This window comes from Caulobacter sp. DWR1-3-2b1, from assembly GCF_049895765.1.
Lineage (GTDB): Bacteria > Pseudomonadota > Alphaproteobacteria > Caulobacterales > Caulobacteraceae > Caulobacter.
The window spans coordinates 17,094-34,114 of sequence record NZ_JAFCSZ010000033.1 but is presented as its reverse complement, the minus strand read 5'-3'; the positions used below and the strand labels follow the sequence as shown (position 1 = coordinate 34,114).

Here is a 17,021-nt window from a genome sequence, read left to right as displayed (position 1 = left end):
CCATGACGCTTCGCCAGGCCCCTCAGGCTCTCTTGACTATGCTGTACCGCTCGACGAACCGCCGCTGTCGTTGTGGCGCTCCCGTGGTGTACCTGCCCCATAGCGCATCCTTCCAACCACCGGAAAATAGTGCACCATCAAAGTCCGGGACCAAACATCTAGTTCAGCTTAGGCCAGATTGGCATAGGCTTTTTCGAGGGCGGCGACGAAGGTCGGATTGGCAGCCAAGCCCGCTGGGAACACGGCGTCCAGCGTCACGAATGCCGCGACATCCGTCTTGGCTTCGCCAGTGCAGGTCGCCGCGACCGCGATCAGCTTGTCAGCCAGCGGATCGACGATCGTTTCGCCGGCAGCGGCCCGCAGGCGGATGAAGCGCATCCAGGCCGCCAGCGGAACGGCCAGTCGATCAACCGAGCGTCCGGCATCGAGTGCGTCACCGAGCGTGCCGATGATCCGGAACGGCAGCTTTTGCGAGCCGTCCCAGGCGATCTGAGCGAGCAGGTGCCGGATCTCCGGATTGCGGAAGCGCTTGAGGATAGCCTCGGCGTAAACCGGTAAGTCCAGGCCGCGGGGGGCGGTCAGGGTCGGGATGATGTCTTCGATCATCAGATCGCGAGCGAGCCTGGCGAGGACCGGGTCGCTCATCGCTTCGAACACGGTCTCATGACCGCGCAGGATCCCGACATAGGCGAGGGTCGAATGCACACCGTTCAGCAGTCGCAGCTTGGCGCGCTCGAAGCCGCGAACGTCGTCGGTGAGCGTAACGCCAACGCTGGCGAGGTCCGGCGCATCTGAGTCCAGAACATCCTCGACCACCCATTGTGTGAAAGCCTCGCGCTGGATTGGCCAGGCGTCATTCAGGCCCGTGGCCGTTTCGACCCGCGTTCGCAGGGCGTCGTCGGTGGCTGGGGTAATGCTGTCGACCATGGTGCGCGGGAAGCGCCCCTGGACCTCGATCCACGCGGCGAGTTCGGGATCGACCTTGGTCGCAAAAGCCACAACGGCGGCCTTCAGCCGCCAACCGTTGTCGGCGAGGTTGTCACAGGCGACCACGGCGTAGGGCGGCAGGCCAACAGCGAAACGTCGGCGCAGCCCCTCGACGAGATACCCTACGGAACTGACGGGCTCACGAGAGTGGGCCAAGTCGTGGACGATGTCGGGGTGGCTTTCATCCAGACCGCCGTCACTCGACAGGCAGTAGCCCTTTTCCGTCACTGTCAGGGTGACCATGCGGGTCATCGGGGCGGAAAGACGGGCGAAGACGGCCGGCGGATCCTCGGGCGCGACCAGCACCTCGACGATGGAACCGATAATTCTGAAGGTGGTCTCTTCGTCCAGTTGAGCCAGGGTGTAGAGGCCGTCCTGCGGCGCTAGCGCATCGCGCGCGCCCGGGCTCTTCAGCGAGACGGCGCAGATGCCCCAACGAGGGTCCTTCGCCAGCAACTGATCGAAATAATAGGCCTGGTGGGCCCTGTGAAACGCGCCCGGGCCAAGGTGAACCACGCCGACAGTGATCCGGTCGCGGTCGTAGGCCGGCTGGGTGACGCCAGGAAGCGCGGCTGGGCTGCTGGTGGCGCGAAGACGCAGGGAAGAGGATACGGGAAGAGCCGTCACAGGGTCACACCACTTTTCCAGATGGCGATTTCGCGCTCGCCGTTGAGTTCGGCCTTGGTGGCCTTGCCGGATGCCGTCTCGACGACCATGTCCATCAGAGCGTCGGCCGCGTCGTCCATGGATTGACCAGAGAGCACGACGCCGGCGTCGAAGTCGATCCAGCCTGGCTTGCGCGCCGCAAGGCCGCTGTTTGAGGCGATCTTGAGGGTCGGCGCCGGAAAGCCCAGCGGCGTACCGCGCCCGGTCGTGAACAGGATCACCGTGGCGCCGGCCGCCGTCAGCGCCGTCGATGACACCGCATCGTTGCCGGGAGCCTCAAGTAGGGTCAGGCCGTGCGGGCCAACCCGTTCGCCATAGCGGATAACCTCGACCAGGGCCGACCTGCCGCCCTTTTGCACCGCGCCCAAGGATTTCTCCTCCAGGGTGGTGATGCCGCCAGCAATGTTGCCGGGGGAGGGATTTTCGTGGATCGGCTGATTGTTGTCGATGAAGTAGCGCTTGAAGTCGTCGACCACCTGAACCGCGCTGTCGAACACCGCCTGGCTGCAGGCGCGCGCCAGCAGCATCTGCTCGGCGCCGAAGATTTCGGGGATCTCGGTGAGCACCGGTGTACCTCCTGCGTCCGAAATCTTGTCGGCGATACGGCCCACCAAAGGGTTTGCGGTAACGCCTGAAAAGCCGTCCGAACCACCGCACTTCAAGCCGACGACGAGGTCGGAGACCGGGCAGGGTTCGCGCCGATCCTGTTCGGCGATGACGATCAGGTCCTCGATCGCGGTCAGGCCGTCCTCGATCTCGTCATCGACCATTTGGGTGGTGAACGAGCGCAGGCGAGCAGGGTCGAGATCCGGCGCGCTTTCCAGCAGAGCCTTCAACTGGTTGTTCTCGCAGCCCAGGCCCAGGATCAACACGCCGCCGGCGTTTGGGTGGGCGGCGAGCGCGGCAATGAGTTTGCGCGTGTGGGACAGGTCGTCACCCAACTGCGAGCAGCCGAAGGGGTGGGGAAAGGCGAAGACGCCATCCGTGCGGCCAACGAAGCGAGCATTGGCCTTTTCAGCGATGCGGCGGGCTGTGTTGGCGACGCAGCCTACGGTGCAAAGCACCCAGATCTCGTTGCGCGTAGCGACCCGGCCATTGCGACGACGGTAGCCCATGAAGGCGCGATCGGTGGGAGCGGCGACCGGCGCCAGCACTGAAGGCGCCCAGGCATAGCTTTCCACTCCGGAGAGCTTGGTCTCGACATTGTGGACGTGGACGTGATCGCCGATGGCGATGTCGATCGTCGCACGCCCAATAGGCCAGCCGTACTTCAACACGTCGTCGCCGGCGGTCGCAGAGCCGATGGCGATCTTGTGGCCCTTGGGGATGTCGGCTCGAGCCAGAACCGACCGACTGTGCAGAACCAGCGTCTCGCCGGCTGCGATGTCGCGCAGCGCGGTCGCGACATGGTCGCGAGGATCGACGTCATGAATCGATTCGTCGCAAGCAGAGCTCAGTTGGGTCATTTGTGCCTTCGTGCGGCGACCTTCGAAGCCACGAAGTGTCGGTTGGCGGCAGGGTAACCGGTGTCAGTTTTCTTGCAAACGTCCGTTTCGGCCATTGGTGGCGATGCTTGCGCGTGTAGAGTATGACAAAAGAAAGCGCTCAAAGCTCCATGGAAACGCCGTGAATTCTTCAAAACCGCCTATGCCGTCGCTGGGCGACAACGAACCCGAGCGCGGCCTTGAGGGCGGACGCAAGCGCGCCACGATCAACGACATCGCCAGGTTGGCTGGCGTTTCAAAGAAGACGGTCTCGCGAGTGATCAACCAGTCGCCCTTTGTACGCGACGAGACCCGTGAGCGTATCGAGGCCGTCATCGCCGAATGGGGTTACGCGCCCGATCCACAAGCTCGAGGTCTGGCGTTTCGCCGGTCGTTCCTGATCGGCATGATCTACGATAACCCCAACCCACAGTATGTCGTGAATATGCAATTGGGCCTGCTGGACGGCATGCGGGGCTCTGGTTTCGAACTGGTCGTACACCCCTGCAACCGCGCTAGCCCGACCTTCCTGGCCGACGTCCGCACGTTCGTCGAGCGGCAAAAGCTTTATGGCGTTGTGCTGCCGCCGTCTGTTTCGGAAGACGAGCGGGTCGCCAAACTGCTCAACGAGATTGGTTGCTCCTACATCCGGATCGCCTCGGTCGAACTGGACAAGCCCGAGAACATGATTGTCGGCCATGACCGGATGGGTGGCGCGCAAGCGGCGCGGCACATCCTCGACCTTGGCCACCGCCGCATCGCCTTCATCTCGGGTCCTGACACCTTCCGCTCGTCGCACGAGCGGCAAGGGGGCTTCGCGAGCGCACTGGCCGAGCGGGGTCTGAAGCTTGAGCCGAGCGATATCATCCAAGGCGCCTACACCTTCGAGTCGGGCGTGTCTTGCGGCGACGAGCTTCTGGCGCGGACGCCCCGTCCCACCGCCATCTTTGCTGGCAATGACGAAATGGCTGCGGGTGTTCTGCAGTCAGCGCGCAAAGCGGGGCTAAGTGTTCCTGCAGATTTGACGGTTGTTGGCTTCGACGACTTCCAGATCGCACAGGCTGTCTGGCCGCCGCTGACCACCATCCATACACCGACCCGCGAGATCGGGCGTATGGCTGCTGAGAAGTTGATCGACGCGGAACGCCGAGAGCGGCGTGAAGAGCGCGATCCCGCTCGCACTGAGCCAACCCTGGTTGTTCGGGAGTCGTCGGGTCCGGCGCCTTCAGTTTAGGCTGACCCACGACAGGCTGGCTTGCATCCGGCCATGACACCGGTTACCAAGCGCGCGCCAGAAGCGGCTAGTCGCCAAGCCGCCGGCTGGAGAGGAAGCGGGAGAAATCCATGGCCAGGCCCCTGATATTCCATGAAGATCGACTGTTTCCAGCCGACGAGCGGACGCGTTCGATTGCGCGCGAGCTGTATGCAGCGGTCAAGAGCTTGCCGATCATCAGCCCGCACGGCCACACAGATCCCAGCTGGTTTGCGACCAATTCGCAGTTCCAGGACGCTACGGATCTGCTGCTGGCCCCCGACCACTATCTGTTCCGCATGCTCTACAGTCAGGGCGTCTCGCTGGACTCCCTAAAGGTGCGTTCGAAGTCTGGTGTTCCCGGGACCGATCCTCGCGAGGCTTGGCGGCTGCTGGCCCGGAATTTCCACCTCTTCCGGGGAACCCCGTCGTGGATCTGGCTCAACCACGTGTTCAGTCAGGTCTTCGGCATGGAAGTGTTCTTCTCCGCCGAGACCTCGGACCTCTATTTCGACACCATCAACGAAGCTCTCGCCACCGACGCCTTCCGGCCGCGCGCCCTGTTCGACCGCTTCAATATCGAGACCCTGGCCACCACCGAGGGGCCGCACGAGACGCTGAAGCACCACCATGCCATCCGTGATAGCGGCTGGGGCGGGCATGTGATCACCGCCTATCGTCCCGACGCGGTCGTTGATTTCGAGGACGAGCGCTCGCCGCGCGCCTTCGAGCGCTTCGCCGAGGTGTCGGGCCAGGACGTCTATAGCTGGCAGGGCTATTTGGAAGCCCATCGCCAGCGCCGCGGCGCCTTCATCGAGGCCGGCGCGACATCTTCGGATCACGGCCACCCCACGGCGGCGACAGCCGATTTGAGTGACGCCGAGACCCAAGCTCTGTTTCTCAGCTTGGTGAAGGGGGAAGTGACGCCCGAAAAGGCCGAACTGTTCCGCGCCCAGATGCTGACGGAAATGGCCAAGATGAGCCTGGACGACGGCCTCGTCATGCAAATCCATCCCGGCTCGCACCGCAACCACAATGTCGGCCTGCTGAACTCGCACGGCCGCGACAAGGGCGCCGACATCCCGGTGCAGACCGAATATGTCTCGGCCCTGAAGCCCCTGCTCTCCAAGTTCGGCAACGACCCGCGCCTGTCAATCATCCTCTTCACGCTGGATGAGACCAGCTACAGCCGGGAGCTGGCCCCGCTGGCCGGTCACTATCCGGTGCTGAAGCTGGGTCCGTCCTGGTGGTTCCACGACAGCCCGGAAGGCATGATGCGCTTCCGCGAGCAGGTCACCGAAACAGCGGGCTTCTATAACACCGTCGGGTTCAATGACGACACCCGCGCCTTCCTCTCGATCCCGGCTCGCCACGACGTCGCCCGTCGTGTCGATTCCTCGTTCCTGGCCCGCATGGTCGCCGAGCATCGCATGGACCTCGTCGAGGCCCAGGAACTGATCGTAGACCTGACCTACAACCTGCCCAAGCGGGCCTACAAACTCGATCAACCCCGGCCGACGCCTTCGTCGGCCCAAGCCGCCCAATAAGACTTCCGGAGCTCCAAGATGTTCAGCAAGACCTATCACGCCACTCATCCGGACATGATGTTCTCGGTCAGCAATGACGATCTGCGCGATCGTTACCTGATGGATGGCCTGTTCGCCGACAACGAGATCGTCCTGCACTACAACCACGCCGAACGCTTTGTCGTCGGCGGCGTCGCCCCGATTTCGTCGGCCGTGAAGCTGCCCGACCAGACCGAGCCCACCTCTGCCGCTGGCCACCCCTTCCTTGAGCGCCGCGAACTGGGCGCGATCAATGTCGGCGGCGGCGCAGGCAAGGTTACAGTCGACGGCGTCGCCTACGACATCGAGCCGCGTGACGGCATCTACGTCACCATGGGCTCCAAGGACGTGGTGTTCGAAAGCCTCGACGCCGCCAACCCGGCCCGTTTCTATCTGACCAGCCTGCCGGCCCACGCCGCCTTCGAGACCAAGAAGCTCGAATTCGCCAACGCCGTTCCGCTGGAGCGCGGCGCGCTGGAGACCTCCAACGAGCGCACGATCTACCAATATATCGTGCCGACCACCTGCAAGTCGGCGCAACTGCTGCTGGGCATGACCGTCCTGAAGCCGGGCAGCGTCTGGAACACCATGCCGCCCCACCTGCACGACCGTCGTTCGGAAGCCTATTTCTACTTCGGTCTGGGCGATAACGACCGCGTCTTCCACTACATGGGCGAGCCGGACGAGATGCGCCACATTGTGATCGCCAACGAGGAAGCCGTGATGAGCCCGCCGTGGTCGATCCACATGGGTTCGGGCACCTCGAACTACACGTTCATCTGGGCGATGGGCGGCGAGAACCTCGACTACACCGACATGAACGTGCTGGACATCTGCCAGCTAAAGTAGGGCTTTCAAGCCACTCTCGACCTGTCATCCCGGGCGGAGCGCGTAGCACAGTCCCGGGACCGCCCAATGCGCTCGCGCTTGCGGCGGTCCCGGCTTTCGCCGGGATGACAGCCTTTTCAGACAGGAACACACCATGGCCAATCCATTCAGCCTCGAAGGCAAGGTCACGCTCGTCACCGGCGCCAACACCGGTCTCGGCCAGGCCGTAGCCGTGGCTCTCGCCGAAGCCGGCGCCAACGTTGCCGCGGCTGGCCGTAGCGAACCCACCGAAACCAAGGCCATGGTCGAGGCGACCGGTCGCAAGTTTCTGTCGATCAAGGCCGACTTCGGCTCGATCGAACCGGTCCAGCGCGTGATCGACGAGACCGTCGCCGCGTTCGGCAAGGTCGATATACTGGTCAACAACGCCGGCATCATCCGCCGTACCGACTCCATCGACTTCAGCGAAGCCGACTGGGATGCGGTGATGGACACCAACCTCAAGGTCGTCTTCTTCCTGACCCAGGCCTTCGCCAAACAGGTGCTGAAGCAAGGTCCGGTCGATGGCGTGGCCGGCAAGGTGATCAACATCGCCTCGCTGTTGTCCTTCCAGGGCGGAATCCGGGTGCCGTCCTACACGGCCAGCAAGAGCGGCCTGGCTGGCCTGACCAAGATCCTCGCCAACGAGTGGGCGACCAAGGGCATCAACGTCAACGCCATCGCGCCGGGCTATTTCGACACCAACAACACCGAGGCCCTGCGCGCCGACGTTGACCGCAACGCTTCGATCCTGGCCCGCATCCCGGCCGCTCGCTGGGGCAAGCCGAGCGACCTGGGCGGCGCGGCCGTGTTCCTGGCCTCGCCAGCGGCCGACTATGTCCAGGGGATTACTCTGCCCGTGGATGGGGGCTGGCTGGCGCGCTAACAGCATAAATCGACGCAAATATCTGATGGTAGCGCAATCATAATGCCGTCCGGGTTTTCCCGGACGGCGAAGCGCGGTAAGGGCGCCGCAACGTCAGCGTCAGATCGGCCGGGCGTCTAGGTTCATCTTTCTGTAGAGGCGCCTCTGGCGTCAGCGGAGCTCGCCTATGCGTAACCCGGCCCTGTCGCTCGGCGGTGATCGTCCCACCAGCCGCCACGTCCGCCAGAACGCCAATTTGCTGAGCGACCTGCTGTCTGAGGCCATCGCCTATCTTGAGGGCGAAGACGCCGCCGCCCTGGTGACCAAGGCCCGCAAGGCCTCCGCCCGCGAGGACGAAACCGGCGACGCGCCGGTTCTGGATCATCTGTTCGCCGACCTGTCCAACGACCAGGCCGTGTTCCTGGCGCGGGCCTTTGCCAGCCATTCGCTGCTGGCCAATATCGGTGAGGATGTCGCCGGTCGTCGCCGTCACGCCGAGGCAGCCGCCTTGCCGGGTGACGAGCGTCCCCGCACCCTGGTCGACGCCGTGGCCGCCCTGAAGGCTGGCGGCAAGTCCGACGAGGACATCGCCAGGATATTCGCCGCCATGAACGTGGTGCCGGTGCTGACCGCTCACCCAACCGAGGTGCGCCGTCGCTCGATGGTGGACCGCGAGACCGAGATCTCGCGGCTGATGGCTTTGCGCCGCCACCACCTGCCGGCTGATCTGGAGAGCGACATCCGCGAGCGGCTGTTCCGCGAGATCGCCCTGATGTGGCGCACCCGGCTCTATCGCCCCGAACGGATCACCGTGAAGGATGAGATCCGCAACGCTCTGTCGATCGTCCGCACCTCGATCCTGCCGGCGATCATCGATCTGTACGGCGACTGGACCGCCCAAATCGCCCACAACGCCGAGCTGGCCCCGCTGCTGAAGATGGGCTCGTGGCTGGGGGGGGACCGCGACGGCCACCCCGGCGTCAATGGCGAGACCCTGAAGCTGGCCCTGAGTTCGCAGTCGCGTGTGATTTTGGACTGGTATGCCGGCGAGGTCCGCAAGCTGTGGTCCAACCTGGCGATCTCGACTGCCTATACGCCGGTGTCCGACGAGCTGATGGCCTTGGCCGGCCAAGCCAAGGATCCGTCGGTTCACCGCACCGACGAGCCCTATCGCCTGGTGCTGGAGCTGGTCTTCGACCGGTTGACCGCCGTGTCGCAGAAGCTGACCGGCGCGCCGGTCGCCTACGCCAACGGCGCGACGGATGTCAAGCCCTATGGCAGCCCGGATGCCTTCGTGGCCGACCTTGCTACCGTCATCGACAGTCTGGAGCGCAACGGCGGCGAACGCCTGGTCGGCACCTCCTTGCGGACCCTGGTCGAGGTCGCCAAGGCCTGCGGTTTCCACCTGATGTCGCTGGACCTGCGCCAGAATGCCGACGTCCACGAGCGCACCGTCCATGAGCTGTTCCAGCGCGCCGGCACCGGCCTTCGCTATCTGGAGATGGACGAGGCCGACCGCTGCAAGGTGCTGATCGAGGAGCTGTCCCACCAGCGGCCGCTGGTCTCGCCGTTCACCGCCTATGGCGAGGAGACGAGCCGCGAGCTGGCGACGATGGAAGCCGCCGCCCAAGCTGTGCGCGACTACGGCCATGGCTGCCTCGGGGCCTATGTGATCTCCAAGTCGGCGACCCTGTCCGACATCCTTGAGCCGCTGGTGCTGCTCAAGCAGGTTGGCCTGGTCTGGGGCGGCGCGGCGCCACGTTCGTCGGTCAAGATCAGCCCGCTGTTCGAGACCATCGAGGATCTGGAGCAGGGGCCACGCGTCCTGCGCCAGTGGCTGGAAATGCCGATCAGCCGCACCATCCTGGGCGACCGCCCGGTGCAGGAAATCATGCTCGGCTATTCCGACAGCAACAAGGACGGCGGCTATGTCGCCTCGCGGCGCGGCGTTGCTCGCGGCGCCTCCGCCCTGGCCTTCGAGGCCGACCGGATGGGCGTGGGCCTGCAGCTGTTCCACGGCCGGGGCGGCTCTGTCGGACGGGGCGGGGGTCCTGCCGCCGAGGCCGTGATGGCCCAGCCGGCCGGCACGGTTCAGGGCCGTATCCGCATGACCGAGCAGGGCGAGATGATCGCCCGTCGGTTCGGTGACCAGCCCACCGCTCGCAGCAACCTGGATGGCCTGGCCGCCGCTGTACTGATGTCCAGCGACCGTCCCATCGTTCGTCCTGATCCGAAGGTTGAGGCGGCGATGACCGCCCTGGCTCAGGCCTCGTTCGAGGGCTATCGGGCGCTGGTCTATGACGACCCGGCCTTCGAGGACTTCTTCTGGTCGGCCACGCCCATCGGCGAGATCGTCGGCCTGAACATCGGCAGCCGGCCTGCCTCGCGCACCGCCAGCCGCAAGATCGAGGACCTGCGGGCCATCCCCTGGGTGTTCAGCTGGTCGCAGGCCCGGTTCATGCTGCCGGGCTGGTACGGTTTCGCCTCCGGCGTTGAGCGGGCCAAGCTGTCGGTGCAGCAGCTGCAGGATCTGGCCGGCGGTTTCGACTTCTTCGCTTCGCTGCTGTCGAACATGGAGCTGGCTTTGGCCCAGAGCCATATGGGCATCGCCGCCCGCTATGTGGCCCTGTCGCCCGATCCGGCCAATGCCAAGCGGATCTTCGAGACGATCAAGGTCGAGCATGAGGCCGCTCACCGCTTGGCCCTGACCATCCGGGGTGGAACGAGCCTGCTCGACAACCAGCCTGAGCTGGCCGAATCCGTCGCTTTGGCCGGACTGTCGGTCGATCCGCTCAACCACCTGCAGCTGGAACTGCTGTCGCGGCGTCGGGCAGGGGACCAGGACGAGGCGATCCGGCTGGCGATTCAGTTGACAGTGGCCGGAATCGCGGCAGGCCTGCGCAACACCGGTTAATCATCGGTCGTTGAATTGTTCACGATTTCAATGAGCTAAAACGGTTTTCTACGAGCTTTTGGGTGCTTGCCTAAACCACCGGTTTCTGATTATCTGCACGATGACACCGGTGGCGCCGCGAGCCCACCTCATGATGACACCGGTATCATAACGTTTCGGAACGACCTGGTCGGCCCGTCTCGTTGCGGCTCTTTTGAGCTCGCTCCTGCGCAAACTTCGGGGCGTCGAGCTTGGCTCGACGCCCTCACTTTTGCCTCGGCGAGTAAGGACAGAGACATTGGGGATGGAAGCAAAGCGGCGCGAACGCGCCTTTGTTTGACGCAGCGGTAGCCACAGAGTGGCGTCCGCGCGCGACGCGGTCTAAACGGTCGCCCTGAGCCAATACCGGCGAAATCTTCCACGCGACGACCCTGCATGGCGGGGCTGGCGCAAGAACGATCCTTTTGGAGGACTATGTGATGGTGAAAGATCGTATGGCGGTTCTGACCGCTATGATGGACCAGGGTGTGATCCCGGTTTTCTATCACCCGGACGCAGAGGTCTGCAAAAAGGTGATCCAGGCCTGCGCCGACGGCGGCGCGCCCTGCATCGAATTCACCAACCGCGGCGACTTCGCCAGCCATGTCTTTTACGAAGTCACCAGGCACTTCGCCACGGCCGATGAGCGCGTGATCATGGGCGTGGGCTCGATCGTCGATGCGCCGACCGCCGGCATCTACATCGCCAATGGCGCCAAGTTCGTGGTCGGCCCGATCCTCAACGCCGACGTCGCCAAGGTCTGTAACCGCCGCAAGATCCCCTATTCGCCGGGCTGCGGTTCGGCCTCGGAAATCTCCTACGCCGAGGAACTGGGCTGCGAGATCGTCAAGGTGTTCCCCGGCTCGTCGGTCGGCGGCCCCGACTTCGTCAAGGCGGTGCTGGGCCCGATGCCCTGGACCCGCATCATGCCGACCGGCGGCGTCGATCCCGACGAGGCCTCGGTCAAGAAGTGGTTCGGCGCGGGCATCGTTGCCGCAGGCATGGGCTCCAAGCTGATCACGCCGGAAATGCTCGACGCCGGCGACTATGCCGGCATCACCGCCAAGGTCCGCGAGACGGTGGACCTCATCAAGAAGGTTCGTGGGAAAGCCTAAATGACCGACAACATCCTCAATATCCGCCCGGCTTCGGAAACCAAGTGGGATTGCGCGTCCTTCGGTGAAGTGATGCTGCGCTTCGACCCCGGTTTCGGCCGGGTTCGCAACGCTCGCCAATTCAACGTCTGGGAAGGCGGCGGCGAATACAACGTCGCCCGCGCCTTCAAGAAGTGCTGGGGCAAGCGCTCGACCGCCGTCACCGCCCTGCCGGTGAACGACTTGGGCTGGCTGGTTGAGGACCTGATGATGCAGGGCGGTGTCGACACCTCCCACATTATCTGGCGCGATTTCGACGGCCTGGGCCGCAACACCCGCGTTGGCCTGAACTTCACGGAGAAGGGCTTCGGCGTTCGTCCGGCCCTGGGCTGCAGCGACCGGGGTCACTCGGCCGCCTCGCAGATCCGTCCCGGCGAAGTGAACTGGGAAAAGCTGTTCGGCGAAGAGGGCGTTCGGTGGTTCCACACCGGCGGCATCTTCGCGGCCCTGGCGAGCAACACCGCCGAAGCCGTGATCGAAGCGGTCGAAGTGGCCCGCAAGTACGGCACGGTGATCTCCTACGACCTGAACTACCGCGCATCCTTGTGGAAGTCGCAGGGCGGCAAGGAAGGCGCTCAAAAGGTCAACCGTCACATCGCCCAGTATGTGGACGTGATGATCGGCAACGAAGAAGACTTCACCGCCTGCCTGGGCTTTGAAGTCGAAGGCCTGGATGAGCACATCAGCTCGATCGATCCGGCCAACTTCAAGAAGATGATCGAGACCGCTGTGAAGCAGTTCCCGAACTTCAAGGTTGCCGCCACCACCCTGCGCAACGCCAAGACCGCCTCGGTCAATGACTGGTCGGCGATCCTGTACGCCGGCGGCGAATTCTATTCGTCGATGATGCGCGAGAACCTAGAAATCTATGACCGTGTCGGCGGCGGCGACGGCTTCGCCTCGGGCCTGGCGTTCGGCTTCATGGAAGGCAAGGGCCCCCAGGCCGCCGTCGAATACGGCGCGGCTCACGGCGCCCTGGCCATGACCACCCCCGGCGACACCTCGATGGTGCGCCAGGCGGAAGTCGAGGCCGTGATGAAGGGCAAGGGCGCGCGGGTCATCCGCTAGAGCCCTTTCCGACCTGATGGCTTCATCAGTGTCGGGCGAAAAGGGCTCTAAATCAAAAGTTTAGAGCATTTTTCGATCCGATAACCGTTTCACACTTATCGGAAAATGCTCTAGTTCACGTCGTCATCGCTGAATGAGAACGAGCCCCCGGTCGCGAGACCGGGGGCTTTTTCGTGGGCGAGGTCTTCCGCCCGCTTGCGATCGAGAAGCTCGGCCATGACGCCGATCTTCCGGAGAAGCTCTTCGTCCAGCCAACTGGTCTTATTGGCGCGACGATTGCGTCTGCCCGGTGACGGCGGCCGAGGAGGGCGGGGGTAGGGCATTTTAGTATCCCTTCGAAGAAGATCCTCCCCCGGAGGGGAGCAGCTACAGTTTCGCAGCCTCACGCGATCACTCGCTGAAGGGACGGGGAGGGATGCGAAGCGCCCGGGCGACGCCCGGATGAGAAAGTAGAATTACCGTTTCGACGAAGCCGAGCGCTCCGCGCGGTCGTTATCCGCCAGCGTCCCGTCGGGTGGCCCTGTTCAAGCCTTACCGGGACCCGCTCCGCCCGGTTTCCCGGACGGAGCGAAGGTCGGAGCAGGCGGGCCCTCGCGGACTGTCACGCCTGTTTGTCTCCGTCCACGCCGACGGCGGGCGGGCCTGGCCAGCAACCAGGTCCCGGACCGTCCGAGTATCCCCCTCGGACCTGTCCCCGCTCGACCACATCCCAAGGCCGCGAAGGTCGCTGGCCGCGCGCCCTCCCCATCGCCTCGAGATGAAGACAGTATACGGCGGCGTCGATCCCGGAGGACTTCGGGCGCGGGCGGCGAGCAATTTCAGATGGTTAGGTGCGGGAAGCAGGGAGGATACAAGATCGACGCCTGACGAAGCTCGGGATGAAGCCTTGCCGCGTGCGGGATGCTAGACTGCCGGCTTGCTTTGAGAGACGTCGCCCTTGATCGATCAATATGGCTGGTCCGACGCGTTGGCGCGGGACTTTGAACCGCATGCCCGTGCCGGTCAGACCCCCGGGCGCATCGTCGTCCAGCGACGCGGCGCCTATCTGGTGGCCACCGACGACGGCGAGCTGCGCGCCAAGCCGGCCGGCCGCCTCTTGCACGAGGCGCGAGAAGCGGGGCATCCGGTCGTCGGCGACTGGGTGGCGCTGACAGTCAACAAGGCCCAGAGCACAGCCACCATCCATGCCGTCCTGCCGCGCCGCACCGCCTTTGCGCGCCGGGCGGCCGATAGCGTCCAGACCCTGCAGGTCATCGCCGCCAATATCGACGTCGCCTTCGTGGTCACCTCGATGAACGCCGACTTCAATCCGCGCCGGCTCGAGCGCTACCTCGCCGCCGCCTGGCAGAGCGGCGCGCGGCCCGTGGTGCTGCTGACCAAGTCCGACCTGTCCGACGAGCCTCAGGCCCTGGCCGAGCAGGTCGCCGGCCTGGCGGCGGGCTGTCCGGTGATCGTCGTCTCGGCGCGCGAGGGTGTGGGCCTGGACGCCCTGCGCGCCCAGATCGCGCCGGGCGAGACCTGCGTCCTGATCGGCTCTTCGGGCGTCGGCAAGTCCACCCTGGTCAATGTGCTGTCAGGCGAGGAGCGGATGGCCACCCAGGAGATCCGTGAGGCCGACGCCCGGGGGCGCCACACCACCAGCCATCGCCAGCTGGTCCTGCTGCCCGGCGGCGGCATGATCCTGGATACGCCCGGCATCCGGGAAGTCGGCCTGATCGACGCCGAGGAGGGCTTGGCCGTGGTCTTCGACGACATCGAGCGCCTGGCCGAGCAATGCCGGTTTCGCGACTGCGGTCACGCCAACGAACCCGGCTGCGCGGTGCGCGGCGCACTGGAAAGCGGCGCTCTCGACGCCGACCGCTGGGCGTCTTTCCAGAAGCTGGGCCTGGAGCTGGCGGCCGTGGAAGACAAGGCCGATCGGATCGCCAAAGAGACCGACCGGCGCCGGCAACTGACGCTTCAGAAGGCCTATCGAACGAACAAGAAGGATCTGCGGGACACATGAAGGCGATCGACGGAGCCATCGGCCAAGCCTAGCTTCACCATTCGCTTACCACCTTCGCAAACCGTTCCTAGACGCCTGAAGCTTTAGCTTGAGGTCATGTCGAACGCGGAAGTCCATCTGCAACAGCCGGTCGAGCGGCGCGCCGAAAGCCGGCGGGCTTGCCTGTTGCGCGGCGACCTGATCACCGGCGCCAATCGCGCCGAACCCGTGGCGGTTCTGGACCTGACGGCGTTTGGCGCGCGGGTGGCGATGCGCCGGACGCTGCTGCTGCCCACCCGCATGGTGCTGCGCCTGACCCTGATGGACGGTCGGGTGCTGTATGACGCCGAACTGCAGTGGCGACGTGGTCTGGACGTCGGCCTGTCCCTGTCCGCACGACGCGGAGACAAGAGCCTGGCCCACTAGAGCATTTCCCGATAAGTGTGAAACGGTTATCGGATCGAAAAATGCTCTAAACTTTTGATTTAGAGCCCTTTTTGCCCGACCCTGATGAAGCCATCAGGTCGGAAAGGGCTCTAGAGCATTTTCCGATAAGTGTGAAACGGTTATCGGATCGAAAAATGCTCTAAACTTTTGATTTAGAGCCCTTTTTGCCCGACCCTGATGAAGCCATCAGGTCGGAAAGGGCTCTAGGCGCCAATTGACACCCTACGCCGCCAGAAGCGCCTCAAGCGTCTGGACGATCAGGCCGTGGTCTTCCACCTGCGGCAGACCCGAGACCGTGATCGCGCCGATACAGCCCAGGCCCTCCAGGATCAGCGGAAATCCGCCGCCATGAGCCGCGTGATCGCGCAGCGACAGACCATACCGGCCCTCCAGCGTCTCGCCCGAGGCGGTCAGTTTCAGGCCTATGCCCAGGGTGCTGGTTCCCAGCCGCAGCACGGTGTTGCGCTTGCGGCGGATCCAGTCGGCATTGTCAGGTCCGGCGCCGGGCAGGGCGGCATGGAACAGCGGGCGGTCGTGCAGGCTGATGTCGATCGCCACCGGTGCGGCGCGGGCCAGGGCGGCGTCGCGCAGGGCGGTCCCCAAGGCCCAGGCGGTCTCCAGGGTGAAGCGCGGGAAGATCAGCTCGCGCTCCTGCTCGGCGATCAGGGCAAGGTCCGGGGCGATGCTCACAGGGCGATCTCGCGGCGTTCGGCGGCGCTGCGCTGGGCGGCGTCGATCACCTCCATGACCAGCAGCGCCTCCTCGACCGGGACAGGGCTGGGCGCGCCGCTCGTGATCGCGTCGCGGATGCCGGCATAATAGGCGCGATAGTCGGCAGGCAGGGGCTGCACGGCCGTGCTGACCGGCTCGTCGTCCTCCAGCTGAATCAGAACGCCTGGACGCGGATCGTCGCCATAGCCGGGCTCGCCCGGCTTCATGCCGGCCTTCAGGTGGTCCTCCTGGGCGTCCAGGCCGCTCTTGATGAAGCTGCCCTTTGTGCCGTGCACGGCCATGCGCAGATTGGTGGCCTGGGTCATCTGGCTGGCGTGCAGCAGCACCCGCAGGCGCGGATAGCGCAGCAGCAGGTGGAAATAGTCGCCGGCCACGCCGCCCTCCTTCTGGACGGCGATGTCGGCATAGATCGCCTTGGGCCTGCCAAACAGCACCAGGGCCTGGTCGATCAGGTGGGGTCCCAGGTCCAGCAGCACGCCGGCGCCCAGCTTCTCGCGCCAGCGGTCGCGGACCAGCGGGCGGAAGCGGTCGAAATGGCTCTCGTACTGCACGATCTCGCCCAGATGGCCCCGCTCGATCAGCGCCTGGAGTGTGAGGAAATCGCCGTCCCAGCGGCGGTTCTGGAACACGCTGACCAGGCGCTTGGCTCGGCTCGCGTGGTCGGCGATGGCGCGCGCCTCGTCCAGGGTGACAGCGAAGGGCTTGTCGATCACCACGTGCTTGCCGGCGTCGAGGGCGACGTGGGCTTGGCTCGCATGCAGGGCGTCCGGCGTGGCGATGACGACCAGATCAATCGCCGGATCGGCTACGGCCCGGACCAGATCTGCGTTGACGACCGCGACCTCGGGAAAGTCGGCCCGCACCTTGGCCGCGTCGCTGGAGACCACCGTGTGCAGTTCCAGACCCGGCGTGGCGGCGATCAGAGGCGCGTGGAAGGTCTTGCCGACGAAGCCATAGCCGACCAGGGCGACCTTGAGCGGGGCGGGGGACATGAGCGAACTCCTCGAAACCGTCGCTC

The 17,021-nt window shown here is 64.8% G+C and carries 13 protein-coding genes and 3 pseudogenes; 10 read left to right on the top strand and 6 right to left on the bottom strand.

Annotated elements, in window-relative coordinates:
* From ACP69S_RS19590 to ACP69S_RS19580, 3 genes and pseudogenes are all read right to left on the bottom strand, one after another.
* Positions 1-101, bottom strand: a pseudogene (locus ACP69S_RS19590) (IS481 family transposase); the annotation flags it as partial.
* Between the two features lie 67 nt (positions 102-168).
* Positions 169-1,614: a mannitol dehydrogenase family protein gene (locus ACP69S_RS19585; RefSeq protein WP_426000107.1), complete on the bottom strand. Its 1,446-nt coding sequence runs from the start codon at positions 1,612-1,614 to the stop codon at positions 169-171.
* Positions 1,611-3,119: a UxaA family hydrolase gene (locus ACP69S_RS19580; protein ID WP_426000105.1), complete on the bottom strand. Its 1,509-nt coding sequence runs from the start codon at positions 3,117-3,119 to the stop codon at positions 1,611-1,613. Before ACP69S_RS19580 ends, ACP69S_RS19585 begins: the two co-directional genes overlap by 4 nt.
* 181 nt (positions 3,120-3,300) lie before the next feature.
* On the opposite strand from ACP69S_RS19580, the gene ACP69S_RS19575 reads away from it, so the two are divergent.
* The 8 genes and pseudogenes from ACP69S_RS19575 to ACP69S_RS19540 form a co-directional block, all read left to right on the top strand.
* A complete protein-coding gene (locus ACP69S_RS19575) occupies positions 3,301-4,371 on the top strand; it encodes a LacI family DNA-binding transcriptional regulator (RefSeq protein WP_426000111.1) in 1,071 nt (356 codons plus the stop codon).
* Positions 4,372-4,481: 110 nt separating this feature from the next.
* Entirely contained in the window at positions 4,482-5,936 is a 1,455-nt protein-coding gene (uxaC, locus tag ACP69S_RS19570; RefSeq protein ID WP_426000103.1) for a glucuronate isomerase, read from the top strand.
* A gap of 18 nt (positions 5,937-5,954) precedes the next feature.
* Positions 5,955-6,803 (top strand): 5-dehydro-4-deoxy-D-glucuronate isomerase, encoded by an 849-nt coding sequence (gene kduI, locus ACP69S_RS19565; protein ID WP_426000101.1) that lies wholly within the window; start codon positions 5,955-5,957, stop codon positions 6,801-6,803.
* A gap of 133 nt (positions 6,804-6,936) precedes the next feature.
* Positions 6,937-7,707: a 2-dehydro-3-deoxy-D-gluconate 5-dehydrogenase KduD gene (gene kduD, locus ACP69S_RS19560; protein WP_426000099.1), complete on the top strand. Its 771-nt coding sequence runs from the start codon at positions 6,937-6,939 to the stop codon at positions 7,705-7,707.
* 166 nt (positions 7,708-7,873) lie between these two features.
* Positions 7,874-10,600 carry a phosphoenolpyruvate carboxylase gene (gene ppc, locus ACP69S_RS19555; protein ID WP_426000097.1) on the top strand — a complete coding sequence of 909 codons (2,727 nt, stop codon included), beginning with the start codon at positions 7,874-7,876 and terminating at the stop codon, positions 10,598-10,600.
* A 458-nt stretch (positions 10,601-11,058) separates the two neighbouring features.
* Entirely contained in the window at positions 11,059-11,733 is a 675-nt protein-coding gene (locus tag ACP69S_RS19550) for a bifunctional 4-hydroxy-2-oxoglutarate aldolase/2-dehydro-3-deoxy-phosphogluconate aldolase (RefSeq protein ID WP_426000095.1), read from the top strand.
* Complete coding sequence (locus tag ACP69S_RS19545) at positions 11,734-12,840, top strand: PfkB family carbohydrate kinase (RefSeq protein WP_426000093.1); 1,107 nt, start codon at positions 11,734-11,736, stop codon at positions 12,838-12,840.
* A 454-nt stretch (positions 12,841-13,294) separates the two neighbouring features.
* Positions 13,295-13,388: pseudogene (locus ACP69S_RS19540) on the top strand (hypothetical protein); the annotation flags it as partial.
* Positions 13,389-13,461: 73 nt separating this feature from the next.
* Here ACP69S_RS19540 and ACP69S_RS19535 read toward each other — a convergent pair.
* Positions 13,462-13,553: pseudogene (locus ACP69S_RS19535) on the bottom strand (hypothetical protein); the annotation flags it as partial.
* 224 nt (positions 13,554-13,777) lie between these two features.
* On the opposite strand from ACP69S_RS19535, the gene rsgA reads away from it, so the two are divergent.
* Positions 13,778-14,845 (top strand): ribosome small subunit-dependent GTPase A, encoded by a 1,068-nt coding sequence (gene rsgA / locus ACP69S_RS19530; protein WP_426000091.1) that lies wholly within the window; start codon positions 13,778-13,780, stop codon positions 14,843-14,845.
* 96 nt (positions 14,846-14,941) lie between these two features.
* Complete coding sequence (locus ACP69S_RS19525; RefSeq protein ID WP_426000089.1) at positions 14,942-15,250, top strand: hypothetical protein; 309 nt, start codon at positions 14,942-14,944, stop codon at positions 15,248-15,250.
* A 243-nt stretch (positions 15,251-15,493) separates the two neighbouring features.
* Here the strand turns inward: ACP69S_RS19525 and ACP69S_RS19520 are convergent, their stop codons facing one another.
* Complete coding sequence (locus tag ACP69S_RS19520) at positions 15,494-15,961, bottom strand: heme-degrading domain-containing protein (protein ID WP_426000087.1); 468 nt, start codon at positions 15,959-15,961, stop codon at positions 15,494-15,496.
* Entirely contained in the window at positions 15,958-16,995 is a 1,038-nt protein-coding gene (locus tag ACP69S_RS19515) for an oxidoreductase (protein ID WP_426000086.1), read from the bottom strand. The genes ACP69S_RS19520 and ACP69S_RS19515 overlap by 4 nt, the downstream gene beginning before the upstream one ends.
* Positions 16,996-17,021: the final 26 nt, after the last annotated feature.